Source organism: Streptomyces sp. NPDC002306 (assembly GCF_053593435.1).
The window spans coordinates 408469-423268 of the sequence record NZ_JBSFCK010000003.1 but is presented as its reverse complement, the minus strand read 5'-3'; the positions used below and the strand labels follow the sequence as shown (position 1 = coordinate 423268).

The 14800-nt window shown below is 73.2% G+C and carries 14 protein-coding genes; 8 read left to right on the top strand and 6 right to left on the bottom strand.

Going from position 1 to position 14800, the window contains the following annotated elements:
- Nucleotides 1-66 precede the first annotated feature (66 nt).
- Nucleotides 67-1542, bottom strand: a complete 1476-nt coding sequence (locus ACWCQK_RS09470; protein WP_451153611.1) for a beta-1,6-galactanase — start codon at nt 1540-1542, stop codon at nt 67-69.
- Between the two features lie 170 nt (nt 1543-1712).
- Nucleotides 1713-2954 (bottom strand): cytochrome P450, encoded by a 1242-nt coding sequence (locus ACWCQK_RS09465; protein WP_451153609.1) that lies wholly within the window; start codon nt 2952-2954, stop codon nt 1713-1715.
- Between the two features lie 446 nt (nt 2955-3400).
- Between ACWCQK_RS09465 and ACWCQK_RS09460 the strand changes: the two genes are divergently transcribed.
- Nucleotides 3401-4192 (top strand): class E sortase, encoded by a 792-nt coding sequence (locus ACWCQK_RS09460; RefSeq protein ID WP_451153607.1) that lies wholly within the window; start codon nt 3401-3403, stop codon nt 4190-4192.
- Here the strand turns inward: ACWCQK_RS09460 and ACWCQK_RS09455 are convergent.
- Entirely contained in the window at nt 4170-5552 is a 1383-nt protein-coding gene (locus ACWCQK_RS09455) for an MFS transporter (RefSeq protein ID WP_451153605.1), read from the bottom strand. The two genes, ACWCQK_RS09460 and ACWCQK_RS09455, sit on opposite strands and share 23 nt — an antisense overlap.
- A 159-nt stretch (nt 5553-5711) precedes the next feature.
- Between ACWCQK_RS09455 and ACWCQK_RS09450 the strand changes: the two genes are divergently transcribed.
- The 4 genes from ACWCQK_RS09450 (at nt 5712) to ACWCQK_RS09435 (ending at nt 8506) form a co-directional block, all read left to right on the top strand.
- Nucleotides 5712-6239 (top strand): winged helix-turn-helix transcriptional regulator, encoded by a 528-nt coding sequence (locus ACWCQK_RS09450; RefSeq protein WP_451153936.1) that lies wholly within the window; start codon nt 5712-5714, stop codon nt 6237-6239.
- A gap of 79 nt (nt 6240-6318) precedes the next feature.
- Nucleotides 6319-6630, top strand: coding sequence for a DUF6412 domain-containing protein (locus ACWCQK_RS09445; protein WP_451153603.1), 312 nt, complete (start codon nt 6319-6321; stop codon nt 6628-6630).
- Between the two features lie 95 nt (nt 6631-6725).
- Complete coding sequence (locus tag ACWCQK_RS09440; RefSeq protein ID WP_451153601.1) at nt 6726-7439, top strand: YidC/Oxa1 family membrane protein insertase; 714 nt, start codon at nt 6726-6728, stop codon at nt 7437-7439.
- A gap of 164 nt (nt 7440-7603) precedes the next feature.
- Complete coding sequence (locus ACWCQK_RS09435; RefSeq protein ID WP_451153599.1) at nt 7604-8506, top strand: fumarylacetoacetate hydrolase family protein; 903 nt, start codon at nt 7604-7606, stop codon at nt 8504-8506.
- A 118-nt stretch (nt 8507-8624) separates the two neighbouring features.
- Here the strand turns inward: ACWCQK_RS09435 and ACWCQK_RS09430 are convergent, their stop codons facing one another.
- The 3 genes from ACWCQK_RS09430 to ACWCQK_RS09420 all read right to left on the bottom strand — a co-directional run bounded on the left by ACWCQK_RS09430 (nt 8625) and on the right by ACWCQK_RS09420 (nt 11283).
- The gene (locus tag ACWCQK_RS09430) at nt 8625-9509 is read right to left on the bottom strand and encodes an LLM class F420-dependent oxidoreductase (protein WP_451153597.1); all 885 of its coding nucleotides are present in this window, start codon (nt 9507-9509) and stop codon (nt 8625-8627) included.
- Nucleotides 9510-9706: 197 nt separating this feature from the next.
- Nucleotides 9707-10207 carry a heme-degrading domain-containing protein gene (locus ACWCQK_RS09425; RefSeq protein ID WP_451153595.1) on the bottom strand — a complete coding sequence of 167 codons (501 nt, stop codon included), beginning with the start codon at nt 10205-10207 and terminating at the stop codon, nt 9707-9709.
- The gene (locus tag ACWCQK_RS09420) at nt 10207-11283 is read right to left on the bottom strand and encodes a Gfo/Idh/MocA family protein (RefSeq protein WP_451153593.1); all 1077 of its coding nucleotides are present in this window, start codon (nt 11281-11283) and stop codon (nt 10207-10209) included. Before ACWCQK_RS09420 ends, ACWCQK_RS09425 begins: the two co-directional genes overlap by 1 nt.
- A 56-nt stretch (nt 11284-11339) precedes the next feature.
- Here ACWCQK_RS09420 and ACWCQK_RS09415 point away from each other — a divergent pair, with 56 nt between their 5' ends.
- The 3 genes from ACWCQK_RS09415 to ACWCQK_RS09405 all read left to right on the top strand — a co-directional run bounded on the left by ACWCQK_RS09415 (nt 11340) and on the right by ACWCQK_RS09405 (nt 14715).
- Complete coding sequence (locus tag ACWCQK_RS09415) at nt 11340-12503, top strand: ROK family transcriptional regulator (RefSeq protein WP_451153591.1); 1164 nt, start codon at nt 11340-11342, stop codon at nt 12501-12503.
- Between the two features lie 304 nt (nt 12504-12807).
- The gene (locus ACWCQK_RS09410) at nt 12808-13848 is read left to right on the top strand and encodes a hypothetical protein (RefSeq protein WP_451153589.1); all 1041 of its coding nucleotides are present in this window, start codon (nt 12808-12810) and stop codon (nt 13846-13848) included.
- Nucleotides 13849-13935: 87 nt separating this feature from the next.
- Nucleotides 13936-14715, top strand: coding sequence for an HAD-IIA family hydrolase (locus tag ACWCQK_RS09405; protein ID WP_451153587.1), 780 nt, complete (start codon nt 13936-13938; stop codon nt 14713-14715).
- Nucleotides 14716-14800 lie beyond the last annotated feature (85 nt).

Sequence of the window (14800 nt, the reverse complement as noted above, 5' to 3'; positions counted from 1 at the left end):
AAAAAGTGAGATATCTGCAGGCCAGAGACCCGGGGAGCCGGAGAATCGGAGATGAACGGGTCCGGGCTACGCCGTCACTCCGTCCACCTGGATCGTCTGTACCGATTTCGCCGCGAACGGCACGCTCACCGTCCTCGCGCTCAGATAGGTGTCCGAGTGGGGCGTGTAGAGGTCGCCGCCGCCGGTCGTCAGGGTGTTCCAGCGGGGGACCAGGCCGCCCGAGCCGCCCGTCACGCTCGTGAAGCGGGACAGATCGAAGGTCAGGGTCTGGGCGGAGGCGCCGGTGTTCGCGGCGACGATCACCAGGCGCCGCGCGGTCGCGTCGTAGGCCGCCACCGCGTTGCTCGCGCCCGTGTCGATGATCTTCATCCCGGGGCGGATGTGGCGGCTGAACTGGGCCATCACGTAGTACTTCGTCGTCACGGCGCCGGGTGCCAGCGTGTTCGCGTCGTACGCGATCATCGCCCAGTTCGTGGACGGGTCCATCACCTGCCAGTAGACCCAGGCGGTCGGGTGCAGCCAGCGGAAGTCGTAGAGCAGGTTGCTCGCCATGGTCAGGCCCGTGCCGTCGTCGTCGCCCGTCTCCGAGTTCCACAGGGCCTTGCCCGACGTCGTCACCACGTCCGTGTACAGCAGGTCCCTACGGCCGCCCGAGCCCTGGTAGCCATGGACGTTGACCCGGTTCACATACCCCTTCGTCGTCGCGCTGAAGGAGTTCCAGGTGGTGCGGGCCAGGTCGTAGCTCGTCTCGTCGGAGGCCGAGATCTTGGTGGCGGTCAGACCCCGCTTGTCCAACTCGCCGCGGAGGTGGGGGAGTACGGCCGCCTGGACCGTGGCGTCCATATGGCAGCCCTCCTGGGTGCCGGTGGCCGTCCACCAACCGGAGCTGGGCTCGTTGAAGGGGTCCACCGTCGCGAAGTCGACGCCCCAGTGCGACTTCGCGTACGCCGCCACCGCGGCCAGGTGGGAGGCGTGCCGGCGGTAGTTCCAGGACTGGAGGTTGTTGCCGCCGCCCGCCGCGCCCGACGGGTTGTGGTTGAGGCACATCCACCACATTGGGGAGTTCGCGAACAGTTCGGTCACGGCGCCGCGTTGCGTCGCCTTCACCAGCATCGCGCGCTGGGTGGCGTCAGCCGTCCAGTCCCAGGCCGAGGACGTCGGGTCCTCGTTGTTCCAGTCCTGCCAGTAGCCCTCGATCTGCTTGAAGGCGGGGATGTTCGCGGAGGCCGCCATGCTCTCGCCGTTGACGGAGTTCCAGCTGCACGCCCCCAGGTTGTAGCGGGCGATGTTGAGGCCCAGGCCGGGCAGTGTCGTGCCGTTGTAGGTCACCGGCCTGGTGGTGAAGAAGGCGTCGGCGAAGTCGTCCCGGGCGCCGAAGACGTTGGCCCACCAGGCGAGCGAGGTGCCCCAGCCCTCCCAAGTGCCGTAGCCCACGGCGGGATTGACGGCGATCGTCGCGTCCGCTCGGGCGGTACCCGTCGCCAGGGCGCCGCCGAGGACTCCGGCCCCGGCCGCGGCCAGCAGGGTTCTGCGTCGGATCATGGCTGCTCCGCTTCCCGCAACGCCGGACGTCGTCGAACCGGCGTTGACGCCTGTCCTGTGCATGGCAACTTCATGGCAACAGGAAGCATCGGGTGCGGCGCGTGGGTTGTCGAGGGTTTCGACAGCCCTTTCGTCAACCTGTGGAGGAAGTGGCGCCGGCTGCCGGCCGGCTACCAGGCGACCGGCAGCGTCCTCGGGCCGCGGATCAGTCCCTGGAACTGGAACTCCACCTCCGCCGCCGGTACGGCGAGCCGGATCCCGGGGAAGCGGGCCAGCACCGAGCCGATGATCACCTCGGCCTCCATCCGGGCCATGATGGCCGCCAGGCAGTGGTGCGGGCCGTGGCCGAAGGCGACATGACCGGCGCCGGTGCGGTCGAAGTCGAGGGCGTCCGGGTCGGGGAAGACGGCGGGGTCGCGGTTGGCGGCGACGTAGGCGTTGTAGACCACCTCGCCGGCGCGGATCAGATGACCGCCGACCGCCACGTCCTCGGTGGCGACGCGGGGGATGCCGACGCCGTTGCGGTGGGGGACGTAGCGGAAGAGCTCGTCCACGGCCTTCGGCAGCAGCTCGGGTTCGCGGCGCAGCCGGTCGAGCTGCTCGGGGTGGGTGAGCAGCGCGTACATCATGGAGCCGCTGTTGTTGCGTACGGCGTGGCCCCCGCTGACCTGGATGGCCATGGCGAGGGAGACCGCCTCGGCGTCCGAGATCTCACCGGTCGAGGCGGCCTGCGCCAGGACGCCGGCGAGGTCGTCGCGGGGGTCCTCGCGGCGGCGCGCGAGGAGGTCGACGACGCGGGCCCGGGTCGACTCCCGGGCCGTGGCCGCGCGTTCCTCGGAGTCCGCTCCCGCGGACAGCAGGTCCTCGCCGGTCTGGGCCCACAGATGCCAGTCGCTCTCCTCCACCCCCAGGAAGTCCCGGATCACCGCGATCGGAAAAGGGCCGTGCAGGTGCTGCATGAGGTCGGCCGGGGCCCCGGCCCGCTCCATCCCGTCGAGCAGTTCCGCGGCCGTGCGCTCCGCCATCGGGCGCAGCCGCATCATGCTCCTGCCGGTGAACGCCCGGGCGACGACCCGGCGCAGCTGGGCGTGCCGGGGCGCGTCGATGTACTGGAGTCCGGCCGTCTGGGACGCCACCGGCGTCGGCCGCATGGTGGTCACGGACCGGCCGACGAGTTCGGCGCGCGAGAAGCGCGGGTCGGAGGTGACGAAGCGGACGTCCTCGTAGCGGGTGACCAGCCAGGCGTGTCCCTCGCCGTGCGGCAGCCTGATCCGGGTGACCGGTTCGTCGCGCAGGATCTCGTCCAGGAACGGATCGGGGTCGAGGGCGGGCAGGTCGTCCACGGACCAGGACCGCACGGCGGGGGGTGGTTCGGCGGAGGCCGCGGCGGCGGGCTCGGGGTCGAAGGGCATGGCACACCACTCCCGTGCGTCCTGAGGTTCGGGATGTTCCGGGAGCCGTCTCCGCTGTCCGTCCGGCCTCCGGCCCGGACTCTCCGTCCGGCTTCCGTCCCGCCCAGCCTGCATCGGCCCGTGGCCGTCCGCGCGCCCGGCGCCGCCATTCGCGTGGCGCGCCGCCCGCGCCCTCGGCCGCGGTACATGTCGCCTGGCGCCTTCGCCCGCCGCGTGGGCCTGGCGACTTCGCCCTCCGCCGCTTATCTTGCGGGCGGCCCCCGGCGGCGCTCCACCACGGGCCCGCGACCACGGGTGTTCCACCACGGGCCCGCGACCACAGGCGTTCCACCACGGGCCCTCCGGTGGGCGAAGGAGGCGGTATGCGGATACGGCCCCCTGACCGGGCGCGGAACCGGGCGCGGAACCGGGCAGGGACAGGGATACGGATACGAACGCGCCCCCGCGTGGTCGAGCACCGCACCCGCCGACGACGTGCCCGGCGCCGGCGCGCGCTGTGGGGGCTGGGCGAGATCCTCGTGACCGCCGGGCTCGTGCTCCTGCTCCTCGTCGTCCACCAGCTGTGGTGGACCAACCGGGAGGCCCGGCAGGGCGCCGACCGGAAGGTGGAGGCGCTGGAACGCGAGTGGGCGACGCGGGACCCCACGTCCGGCGGCGACGGCGTCGGCGGCGAGGAGAGCGGCACCGGCGGTGGTACGGCCGCCTCGCCCGCACCGTCGAGCGGTACCGGCCGCCACTCCGCCACCCGCCGACAGCGCGCCCCGGCCCACGCGTCGGCCCCCGACCGGTCCCAGGCCTACGCCGTCCTCGCCATCCCCCGCCTGCGTCTGCGCGTTCCCGTCGCCGAGGGCACCAGCAAGCGCGATGTCCTGAACAAGGGGTACGTCGGTCATTACGCGGGCACCCAACAGCCGGGCCAGGCGGGCAACTTCGCCGTCGCGGGGCACCGCAACACCCACGGTGAGCCGTTCCGGTACCTCGACCGGCTGCGGAAGGGCGACGAGGTCCGGGTGGAGACCGGCGGCGCGGTCTACACGTACACCGTCGACCGGACGCTCCCGCAGACCTCGCCCCGCGACTCGGGGGTCATCCGGGCCGTACCCCGGAGCCTGGCCCGGCCCGCCTACGGCTACCGCGGCCCCGGCTACTACCTCACCCTCACGACGTGCACCCCGGAGTACACCTCCCGGTACCGGCTGGTGGTGTGGGGCACGCTCACTTCCATGCGGCCACGCTGACCGCGCCCAGCACCGCGAGCCCCGCCGAGACCGCGAGGGCGATGTCCGCGCCCTGGGCCAGGTTTTGCGAGGACGTGGCGATGGCGATGGTCAGGGCCACGCCCGCGCAGGAGCCGATGTAGCGGAACGTCTGCTGCGCGCCGGAACCCATCGCGGCCCGCTCCGGCGGTACGGACTCGACCGAGAGCAGCGGCAGGGCGGCGTTGAGCAGGCCGCTGCCGACGCCCGCGACCACCAGGCCGGGCAGCATGCGGTGCCAGGAGCCCGCGCCGATCGAGCCGAGCAGCGCCAGCACACCGACCGCGTGCAGGAGGAAGCCGAGGGCGAGTTGGTGGCGCGGCGCGATCCGTCCCGCGAGCCGCCGGGCCTGCAACGCGACCGCGAAGGAGAGGCCGGACCAGAGCAGGAACAGCCACGCCGTGTCCAACGCCGAGAGCCCCAGGGTGCGTTGCAGCAGCGTCGGCAGGAAGCTGAACACGCCGATCACGGCGAGGCCGGTGAACAGACCGCCGGCCGAGGAGGCGAGGAAGCGCGGGCGGCGCAGCAGACCGAGGTCGATCATCGGGGTGGCGGCGCGGCGCTCGACCAGCGCGAAGACGCCTGTCAGCACGAGGAACGCGGCCAGCAACAGGCCGACCGGCGGGCGCAGCCAGCCGTCCCGGCCCAGGGTCAGGGCCGCGACCAGGGCGACCAGGGCCAGTCCGAAGGTCACCGCGCCGAGCAGATCGGGGCGGCCGCCGCGCGGGGCGCGCGACTCGGACAGCGTGCGCGCCGACAGGGCGGCCACGACCAGGGCGGCGGCGCCGAGGATCCCGTACCCCAGCCGCCAGTCGGGCAGCGCCCCGGTCAGCAGGGGGCCCACCGCGATGCCGCCGCTCACGAACGCGCCCCAGACACCGGTCGCGTGCAGTCGGCCGCGCGGGGTGGGGAAGGCGTGCACGAGCAGGCCGAGGCTGCTGGCGAGGAGCGCCGCGCTGGCCCCGCCCTGGGCGACACGGGCGAGTGTGAACAGCCAGGTGGAGGTGGCGAACCCGCCGAGCACGGTGGTGACGCCGAGCGCGAGCGTGCCGGCGACGAAGATCCGGCGGCGGCCGTAGTCGTCGGCGAGGCTGCCGGCGACCAGGAGCAGGGCGGCCAGACCGAGCGGGGTGCCGTTGAGCAGCCAGGCCTGCGCGGAGACCGCGGTGTGCAGGTCGGCGGCCATGTCGGGGAGCGTGACCATCGGCGCGGTGTACGTCATGAGGGCCACCGCGGTCGCGGCGCTGGTCAGGGCCAGGGTCGCGGAGGCGCGCGGCGGCGCGTCGGGATGCTGCTCGGGTTCCGCCCCGTCGGTCGTGGCGGTGGCGTCGAGCCGGGTCATGACAGTCCTTCCGTGGGCTGCGGCCTTCAAGGCCGGCGGGGTCGGACTCGGCGGGAGGGCTTGTGAGTTCGGCCATTGAACTGACCCACGCCTCGGTACCGTAACACCGTAGGTTCGGTCATTGAACCGACAGGAGGTGAAGTGGCTACAGTGGACGCCATGGCACTGGGCAAGGACTACGTGACGCAGGAGTGCTCGATCGCCCGAGCGCTGGAGATCGTCGGCGAACGATGGACGCTGCTCGTCGTCCGTGACGCGCTCTACGGCGTCCGGCGCTACAACGACTTTCTCGTCCACCTCGGCATCCCGCGCGCCGTCCTGGCCGCCCGTCTCCAGTCGCTCACCGCCGAGGGCATCCTCGAGAAGCGCCGCTACCAGGAGTCGCCGCCGCGCGACGAGTACGTCGTCACCGAGCGCGGGGCGGCCCTGTGGCCGACACTGCGCTCGCTCGGCCGGTGGGGGCGCGAGCACGTCGACGGTGCCCGGCTGCGCGAGTTCCGGCACGCCGAGTGCGGCACGGAACTCGGCGCGTACGGAGAATGCGCCGCCTGCGCAACCGTCGTACCGCTCGCCGACGTCCTCATGGTGCCGGGACCCGATCTCGACCCCGACCCGACGGACCCGGTCAGCCGCGCGCTGCTGAAGCCCCGACGGCTGCTGGAACCCGTCGTCATCGACCCCGTATGACGGCCGGGAACGGCGATCAGGGGCAACGACCGACGGCGACGGACGAGAACGACACTCGCGTACGGGAGGAGAGGCGGCGATGATCCGCAGCTGGGCCGCCATGCGCCCCGCCGCCGTGCTGCTGCTCCTGGTCCTGGAGGTCGCGCTGCTGGACGGCGGCAACCTCTCGGTCACCGTCGCGCTCGCCGCGACCGCCGCGGCCGGATCCGCCCTCTCCGTCTGCTGTCTCCTCGCCTCGCGCAGCGCGCCCGCCGTGCCGCCCACCCGGGTGCGCACGGCCATTCGCGACCGGGCCCGCCGTACGGCGTTCCTGCCCCAGCGCGACCCCGACGCCCGTGGCCGGCGCAGGCCCCGGGCACCCGGGCACGCCCTTCCGGCGATCTCCGCGTAGGGCGAATCCCGCTGTCGTAGGTGACCCCGCGCGGGTCGTCATGCCGTCGCACCCTCATCACACCCGGCACGACGAGACCCCCGGAGGGCTCACCCATGTCCGTATGCGCGCGCCTTGTCGAGCAGTTGGCCGATCTGCTCGCACCCCTCTTCCACGCCTCGGCGGCCGCCGCCGCGATCGTCCTGTTCACCGCCCTCGTGCGGCTCCTGGTGCATCCCCTGTCCCGGGCCGCGGCCCGGGGCCAGCGGGCCCGCGCCGCGCTCCAGCCACGGATCGCCGAACTGCGCGAGAAGCACGCGAAGAACCCCGACAAGCTCCAGCGGGCGGTGCTGGAACTGCACGCCGAGGAGAAGGTGTCACCGCTGTCGGGCTGCCTGCCGAGCCTGCTCCAACTGCCCGCCTTCTTCCTGCTGTACCACCTGTTCTCCAGCCGGACGATCGGCGACGCCCCCAACGGCCTGCTCACCCACAAGCTGTTCGCCGCGCCGCTGGGGGACCGCTGGGCCGACGCCCTGGCGGACGGCGGGGTGTTCGGGGCGCCGGGACTCGTCTACCTCGGACTGTTCGCGCTCGTCGCGGCCGTCGCCACCTTCAACTACCGGCGTACCAAGCGGATGACGGCGGACGGTCCGCTCGCGGCGGTGGGCGGTGGCGAGCAGGTGCCCGGACTCGGCGCGGTCGGCAAGATCATGCCGTTCATGTCCTTCTTCACGCTCGTCACCGTGGCCGTGATGCCGCTGGCGGCCGCGTTGTACGTGGTGACCAGCACGACGTGGAGCACCCTGGAACGGGCGGCGCTGTACCGCTGAGACGCCCCGCGCGCCAGAGGGCGGGAGCGGGTCCGACCGGGGGATGATCGGGTCCAGTCCGTGAACACGGTATTGCGGACTGGACGGGGAACTTGGAGGATCGACCAGTCCTCCGATGGCTGCACCCGTCGGCCGGACGCCCGCGATCGAGGGAGAGGGTGACCATGAAGTTGCTGCGAGTCGGTACGCCGGGGGCGGAGCGCCCCGCGCTGCTCGACGGCCGTGGGGTCCTGCGGGATCTGTCGGGCATCGTGAGCGACGTCGACGGGGCGCTGCTCGCCGACGAGGCCACCCTCGGGCGCATCCGCGCCGCGGCCGCGGCGGGTGAGGGCGATGGCGCCGACGGGTCCGGTGACGCCGATGGCGCCGGTGTGCTGCCCGTGCTCGACGCGGCCGGGCTGCGGGTCGGCCCGCCGCTCGCGCGGATCGGCAAGGTCGTGTGCATCGGGCTGAACTACCACGACCACGCCCGCGAGACGGGCGCCGAGCCGCCCGCCGAACCCGTCATCTTCTTCAAGGCGGCCGACACCGTCGTCGGGCCGAACGACACGGTGCTCGTGCCGCGCGGCTCCACGAAGACCGACTGGGAGGTGGAGCTGGCCGTCGTCATCGGGCGGACCGCCCGCTATCTGGAGTCGGCGCGGGACGGGCTCGCGCATGTCGCGGGCTACGCGGTGGCGCACGACGTGTCCGAGCGCGCCTTCCAGATCGAGCGGGGCGGGACCTGGGACAAGGGGAAGAACTGCGAGACGTTCAACCCGCTGGGACCGTGGCTGGTGACCGCCGACGAGGTGCCGGACCCCCAGTCCCTCGCGCTGCGGCTGTGGGTCAACGGCGAGCTGAGGCAGAACGGCACGACCGCCGAGCAGATCTTCCCCGTGGGTGAAGTGGTGCGGTACGTCAGTCAGTTCATGACCCTGTACCCCGGTGACGTCATCAACACCGGGACTCCGGCCGGGGTCGCCCTGGGGCAGCCCGAGCCGAAGCCGTACCTGCGGGCCGGTGACGTGGTGGAGCTGGAGATCGAGGGACTCGGCCGGCAGCGCCAGGAACTGAAGGACGCCTAGCCCGTTTCTGATGGCTAGCCCCACCGGTCACGCCGGGCCGGCCGGTCACGCTCACCCGGCCGGTCACACGGCCTGTTCCGGTCGCGGCTGCCCGGCCGGTCGGAACGGGCCCGCCCGGTCAGAGCAGCACGGCCGCGAGCCTCCGCCACGCCTCGCGCGGCAGGTCGTCTCCCGGGGTTCCGTCCACCACCTGGATCGCCACATGGTCGGCGCCCGCCCGGTGGAAGGCGTCGGCGCGGTCCCGGATCCGGTCCTCGTCGCCCCACGCGTACAACGTGTCGACCAGGCGGTCGCTGCCGCCGCCGGTCAGATCGTCCTCGGTGAACCCGAGGCGCAGGAAGTTGCCGGTGTAGTTGGGGAGCGTGAGATACAGCGCGAGGTGCGCGCGGGCCAGGGCGCGGGCGCGGGACGGGTCGGTCTCCGGGACGACCGCGAACTCCGGTGCCAGCAACGGCCCGTCGCCGAGGAGCGCGCGGGCCTGGGCGGTGTGCTCGGGCGTGACGAGGTACGGGATCGCGCCGGCCGCGCGTTCGCGGGACAGCTCCAGGGTCTTCGGGCCGAGGGCCGCCAGCACGCGGCGCCCGGCGGGCACTCCGGCGGCGTCCAGCGCGTTCAGATACGTGACCAGCGCCGAGTGCGGGCGGCGGTACTGCTCGGCGAGCCTGGCGTGGCTCACGCCCAGGCCGAGCAGGAAGCGGCCGGGGTGGGCCGAGTCCACCTCGGCGAACCCGGCCGCGCTCACGTCGGCCTCGTACTGCCAGATGCTCTGGATGCTCGTGCCGACGACAAGGCGGGACGTCGCTCCGAGGAGCGGGACGGCGTGCCGGGCGGCGCTGTTGCCACCCAGCCAGGCGGCCCCGTAGCCGAGTTGTTCCAGTTCCGCGGCCGCCTCGGTGATGTCGCCGCGCCGGGCCGGATCCTCCGAGCGGAGCCCCGCGCTCCAGACGCCGTACCGGCCGATCGTCTCCTTGACGGTGCGCGCGCTGCTCGTCGACTCGGTCATCGGGTCGGCTCCCTCCGGGTGGGTGTCGTGCCGTGATCGTCGTGCACGTCGGTCTCAACCGGAGGGAGCCGCGCGGTAATCCCGCGGACGGGCTGCGCGCGCGGGAGCGGCGACCATTCGCCCGGGAGCAGCCACCGCTCACTCGGCGGCAGTGGCTGCCCGCTCAGGAGCGGCGACTGCTCACGCGGCGGCAGTCACTACTCGCTCAGGAACTGCTCCAGCGCCTCCACCACGAGCCGGTGGTCCTCCAGCTGCGGCAGCCCGGACACCGTCACCGAGCCGACCACGCCGGCCCCCTCGACGTTGATCGGGAAGGAACCGCCGTGTGCCGCGTAGGCGTCGGGGTCGAGGCGGGAGGAGTCCTCGAACGTCGTGCCCTTCGCCCGGAACCGGGCGCCGACGAGGTAGGACGCCGCGCCGTAGCGTTCGACGACCCGGCGCTTGCGGGCGATCCACGCGTCGTTGTCCGGGGTGGAGCCCGGCAGTGCCGCGTGGAAGAGCTGCTGCCCCGCGCGGTGGATGTCGACGGCGACCGGGGCCTGACGCTCCCGGGCCAGTTCCACCAGCAGCGAGCCGAGGGCCCAGGCGTCGTCGTGGGTGAACCGGGGGAAGACCAGCCGCCGTTCCTGGGCCTCCAGTTCCGCCACGCTCGGGGTGATCTCGGGGGTGGACCTCGGGGTGATCTCGCGTCCGCTCATCACAGGCTCACCGTCACACCGTCGCGGGCCGAGAGGCGGGCCGCCTCCAGGACGTCCAGGGCGGCGGCCGCCTCCAGGGCGGTCACCGGGTTCGGGCCGCCCTCGGCGAGGGCCTTCGCCACCGCCGCGTAGTAGGCGGGGTAGTCGCCGGGCAGGGTCGGTACGGGGCTGCCGCCGCCGGTCAGCGGGGACTCCCCGGAACCGACACGGCCCCACAGCGCCTCGGGCTCCGTGCCCCAGCCGGCGCCCGGCCGCTTCCCGTCGCGCAGCTCCGCCTCCTGCGGGTCCAGGCCGTACTTGACGTAGCCCGCCCGCGAGCCCAGGGCCCGGAAGCGCGGGCCGAGCTGGGCGGTCGTGGCGGAGACGTAGAGGTGGGAGCGGACGCCGCCGGCGTGGGTGAGGGCGATGAAGGTGTCGTCGTCCGTCTCGGCGCCCGGCCGGCGGATGTCCGCCTCCGCGTACACCTGGGTGACGGGACCGAACAGGACCAGCGCCTGGTCGACGACATGGCTGCCGAGGTCGTACAGGAGACCTCCGATCTCTGCGGGGTCGCCGGACTCGCGCCAGCCGCCCTTGGGCTGCGGACGCCAGCGCTCGAATCGCGATTCGAAGCGCTGTACGTCGCCGAGTTCGCCGTCGGCGACCAGCTTGCGCAGGGTCAGGAAGTCGTTGTCCCAGCGGCGGTTCTGGAAGACGGAGAGGAGCAGCCCGCGCTCCTCGGCGAGGGCCGCCAGCTCGCGCGCCTCGGCCGCCGTGCCGGCGACCGGCTTGTCGACCACGACCGGCAGACCGGCCTTCAGCGCGGTCGCGGCGAGCGGGACGTGCGTCTTGTTCGGGGAGGCGATGACGACCAGGTCGAGGTCGTCGGCGCGATCGAACAGCTCGTCCGGCGTGGCGGCGACCCGGACGTCCGGGAACTCCGCGCGGGCCTGCTCCCGCCGCTCGGGGTTCGAGGTGACCACGGTGTCGAGGACCAGGCCCTCGGTGGCGCCGATCAGGGGGGCGTGGAAGACGGAGCCGGCCAGGCCGTAGCCGATCAGGCCCACACGGAGGGGAGTACCAGTCGTACCAGTCATGGCCCCCACTTTCGCAACGCTGTTGCCAAAGTGCAAGCGCGGGGGAGAATGGCCGGGTGAACAGGACGAGGAGCGGCAACGGCGGCGGTGCCCGCGGCGACGGCAGGGCGACCGGTACGGGCGCGGTGGCCGGGGCCAACCTGCTCGCCGTGCGCAGCCACAACACCGCGCTGGTCCTCGACCTGTTGCGCACGGCGGGCACCGCGGGCGCGGACGGCATCAGCCGGCTCGAACTCGCCGAGCGGACCGGGCTGACCCCGCAGGCCGTCAGCAAGATCACCGCCCGGCTGCGGGCGGAGGGCCTGCTGACCGAGGCGGGCCGGCGCGCGTCGACCGGTGGCAAGCCGCGCACGGTCCTGCGGCTGGTGCCCGAGGCCGGGTACGCGGTGGGCGTGCATCTGGACCGGGACGAGCTGCGGGCCGTCCTGGTCGATCTCGCCGGGAGCGTGGTGGGGGAGCGGGGCGGGCCGCTGGACCTGGGCGCGGGAGCCGATGCCGTGGTCGCGGCGGTGGCGCGGGAGACGGAACTGCTGGCCGGGCACCGGGGTTCCGGGTCCCTGCTCGGGGTCGGCGTGGCCCTGCCGGGGCCCCTCGACCACACCCACGGCGTGCTGCACCGCGTCACCGGCTTCCCCGAGTGGGACGGCTTCCCGCTGCGCGACGCGCTCGCCGGGCGGCTCGGGGGCGTACCGGTGGTGGTCGACAAGGACACCAACGCGGCGGCGCTCGGACTGGCCGTCGGCGGTGAGGACGGCTCCTTCGCCTATCTGCATCTCGGTACGGGACTCGGCGCCGGGCTGGTGGTCGGCGGTGGTGTGCACCGGGGTGCGCGGACCGGGGCGGGGGAGTTCGGGCACCAGGTCATCCAGCTCGACGGGCCGCCGTGCACCTGCGGCGACCGCGGCTGCGTCGAGGCGCTGTGCCTCGGCGCCGTGGCGCGGGGTGATGTCGAGGAGGCGGCCCGGGTGCTGGGCGCGGGCGCGGCGAACCTGGTGGGGCTGCTCGACATCGACCTGGTGCTGCTCGGCGGGCGTACGGTCGCCGCGGCGCCGGAGCGGTTCGTGCGCGGGGTGGCGGAGGTGCTCGACGCGCGCGCCCGGCGCGAGGGCGCGGCCGAGGGCGCGGTGCCGGTACGGCTGGCGCCGGGCGGGGCGCGGGCGGTCGCGGAGGGCGCGGCGCAGCTGCTGCTGGGGCCGCTGTTCGGACGGGACGACATTTGAGGGGCGGTGCCTGCGGGGCGGTGCCTGAGGGGCGACACGCCTGAAGGGGCGCCTTCCGAGCCGGACGGTTTCCGCGACGGACGGTTTCCGAGACGGACGGTTCCCAGAGGGACGATTCCCGAGCCGAACGGTTCCGAGGGGGGGACGTTTCCCGAGCCGGGCGTGTCCCGGGACAGACGTTTCCCAGGGTGGCAACCGGGGTGCGCCGATCGGACGGAATTGCACACTCGTTCGAGTTCTCTCGCCCTCGGCGTCGGCGAGGCGCCGCTTCTCGGCGGTCTTCTCCCGGCAGGGTCACTTGACCATGCGACCGTGCACGCCCGCCTCCCTCTGCCTGGCGGCAGCCGCCGCCCTCCTTCCCGGGTCCGCGGCGACCGCCTTAGCGGCCCCCGTAGACACCGGCCCGGCCTGTGCCGCCGCCGGTGACAGCGCCTTCCCCCTCACCACCCGCATCCACGGCGGCCCCGCCTCCTACGAGGCCGGCGGTGGCTACGGCATCTGGTACCTGGACCTCACCAACACCACCGACCGCTCCTGCTCGGGCATCCATCCGGTCGTCGTGCTGGTCGACCAGCAGCACGCCCTGAAGCCGACGCAGCCGCGCCTGGAGTTCTACGACGGTGTGCGCCCCCTTCCCGTCCCCTTCGAGACGACCGACGAGGCCGAACTCGTCGGTGCCTTCGGTGCGGAGAACAACGGAGCCGACACCTTCCCCGGCTTCACGGTGGGCCCCCGCGCGACCGTCACCGTGAAGATCCGGCTCGCCCTCACCTCGGACGCCGCGCCCAACCAGGTCACCGTCAACGCCGCCGTGGTCCAGCGCCACGAGGACGACGGCGACTGGGTCGGCGAGTCGAACGCCTACAGCTTCCGCATCGAGGCCGAGACCGACTCCGACTCCGATGCGGAGTCCGATTCCGATTCCGATTCCGATTCCGACTCCGACTCCGACTCGGACTCGGATACGGATACGGACGCGGGTACGGACGCGGGTACGGACTCAGGCACGGGCACGGGCAGGGACCCCGGCACCCACACCGCTCCCACCACCGGCCCCACGCCCGCCGCCCCCACCTCCCGCCGCACACCCGCCCCCGACTCCCCTTCCGCACCCTCGACCCCCCGCGGCCCCGATGCCTCCCCGCACGCCACCCCCACGCCCACCGGCACCGCCCTCACCGTCCCCGGCACCGCCCCCACCGGCTCCCCCACCCCCGAGGAAGATGTCCCCTTCGCCGACCAGCTCGCCGGTACCGGGCTCGGCGTCCAGGGCGCCGTCCTCGCCGCCACCCTCGCCCTGCTGGCGGCCGGTGGCGTGCTGATGCTGGTGCGCAGGCGGCGCTGAACGCGGGGGTGAGACGGCCGTTCCCCGAAGATCGGGCCTGTGTCTAGGCTGGGGCTCACGTACCGCGTACGGCAGGAGATCCCGCACATGGCAGACCGCAGGCCCATCGAGTCGTGGCTCACCGACATGGACGGTGTGCTCATCCACGAGGGCGTCCCGATCCCCGGCGCCGACGCCTTCCTCAAGAAGCTCCGCGAGTCCGGCAAGCCGTTCCTCGTCCTCACCAACAACTCGATCTACACCCCGCGCGACCTGCACGCCCGGCTGCGGCGCATGGGCCTGGACGTGCCGGTCGAGTCCATCTGGACCTCGGCGCTGGCCACCGCCCAGTTCCTGGACGACCAGCGGCCGGGCGGCACGGCGTACGTGATCGGTGAGGCCGGCCTCACCACCGCGCTGCACGACATCGGCTACATCCTCACCGACCACGAGCCGGACTACGTCGTCCTCGGCGAGACCCGGACGTATTCGTTCGAGGCGATGACGAAGGCCGTGCGACTGATCCTCGGCGGCGCCCGCTTCATCGGCACCAACCCGGACGAGACCGGCCCCTCCACCGAGGGCCCGCTGCCCGCCACCGGCGCCGTGGCCGCGCTGATCACCAAGGCGACCGGCCGGAAGCCGTACTTCGCGGGCAAGCCCAACCCGCTGATGATGCGCACCGGGCTCAACGCGATCGGCGCCCACTCCGAGACCAGCGCGATGATCGGCGACCGCATGGACACCGACGTACTGGCCGGCATGGAGGCCGGCATGCAGACGTTCCTGGTGCTCACCGGCCTGACCCGGCCGGAACAGGTCGAGGACTTCCCGTACCGGCCGTCCGAGATCGTGGATTCCATCGCGGATCTCGTCGAGCGGATCTGAAACCCCCGGGGCCGGGCGAACAACCCGTACGGAGCAACGCGGCCCCGCAGCGGATGCGGGGCCGCGTCGCCGGGGGGAGCCTCCA

Bases quoted from the DNA above. Each gene is read 5' to 3' on its own strand.
- ACWCQK_RS09465 (WP_451153609.1), bottom strand. From the start codon at position 2,954: ATGCCCTTCGACCCCGAGCCCGCCGCCGCGGCCTCCGCCGAACCACCC.
- ACWCQK_RS09470 (WP_451153611.1), bottom strand. From the start codon at position 1,542: ATGATCCGACGCAGAACCCTGCTGGCCGCGGCCGGGGCCGGAGTCCTC.
- ACWCQK_RS09440 (WP_451153601.1), top strand. From the start codon at position 6,726: ATGTCCGTATGCGCGCGCCTTGTCGAGCAGTTGGCCGATCTGCTCGCA.
- ACWCQK_RS09420 (WP_451153593.1), bottom strand. From the start codon at position 11,283: ATGACTGGTACGACTGGTACTCCCCTCCGTGTGGGCCTGATCGGCTAC.
- ACWCQK_RS09425 (WP_451153595.1), bottom strand. From the start codon at position 10,207: ATGAGCGGACGCGAGATCACCCCGAGGTCCACCCCCGAGATCACCCCG.
- ACWCQK_RS09410 (WP_451153589.1), top strand. From the start codon at position 12,808: ATGCGACCGTGCACGCCCGCCTCCCTCTGCCTGGCGGCAGCCGCCGCC.
- ACWCQK_RS09430 (WP_451153597.1), bottom strand. From the start codon at position 9,509: ATGACCGAGTCGACGAGCAGCGCGCGCACCGTCAAGGAGACGATCGGC.
- ACWCQK_RS09405 (WP_451153587.1), top strand. From the start codon at position 13,936: ATGGCAGACCGCAGGCCCATCGAGTCGTGGCTCACCGACATGGACGGT.
- ACWCQK_RS09435 (WP_451153599.1), top strand. From the start codon at position 7,604: ATGAAGTTGCTGCGAGTCGGTACGCCGGGGGCGGAGCGCCCCGCGCTG.
- ACWCQK_RS09455 (WP_451153605.1), bottom strand. From the start codon at position 5,552: ATGACCCGGCTCGACGCCACCGCCACGACCGACGGGGCGGAACCCGAG.
- ACWCQK_RS09445 (WP_451153603.1), top strand. From the start codon at position 6,319: ATGATCCGCAGCTGGGCCGCCATGCGCCCCGCCGCCGTGCTGCTGCTC.
- ACWCQK_RS09450 (WP_451153936.1), top strand. From the start codon at position 5,712: ATGGCACTGGGCAAGGACTACGTGACGCAGGAGTGCTCGATCGCCCGA.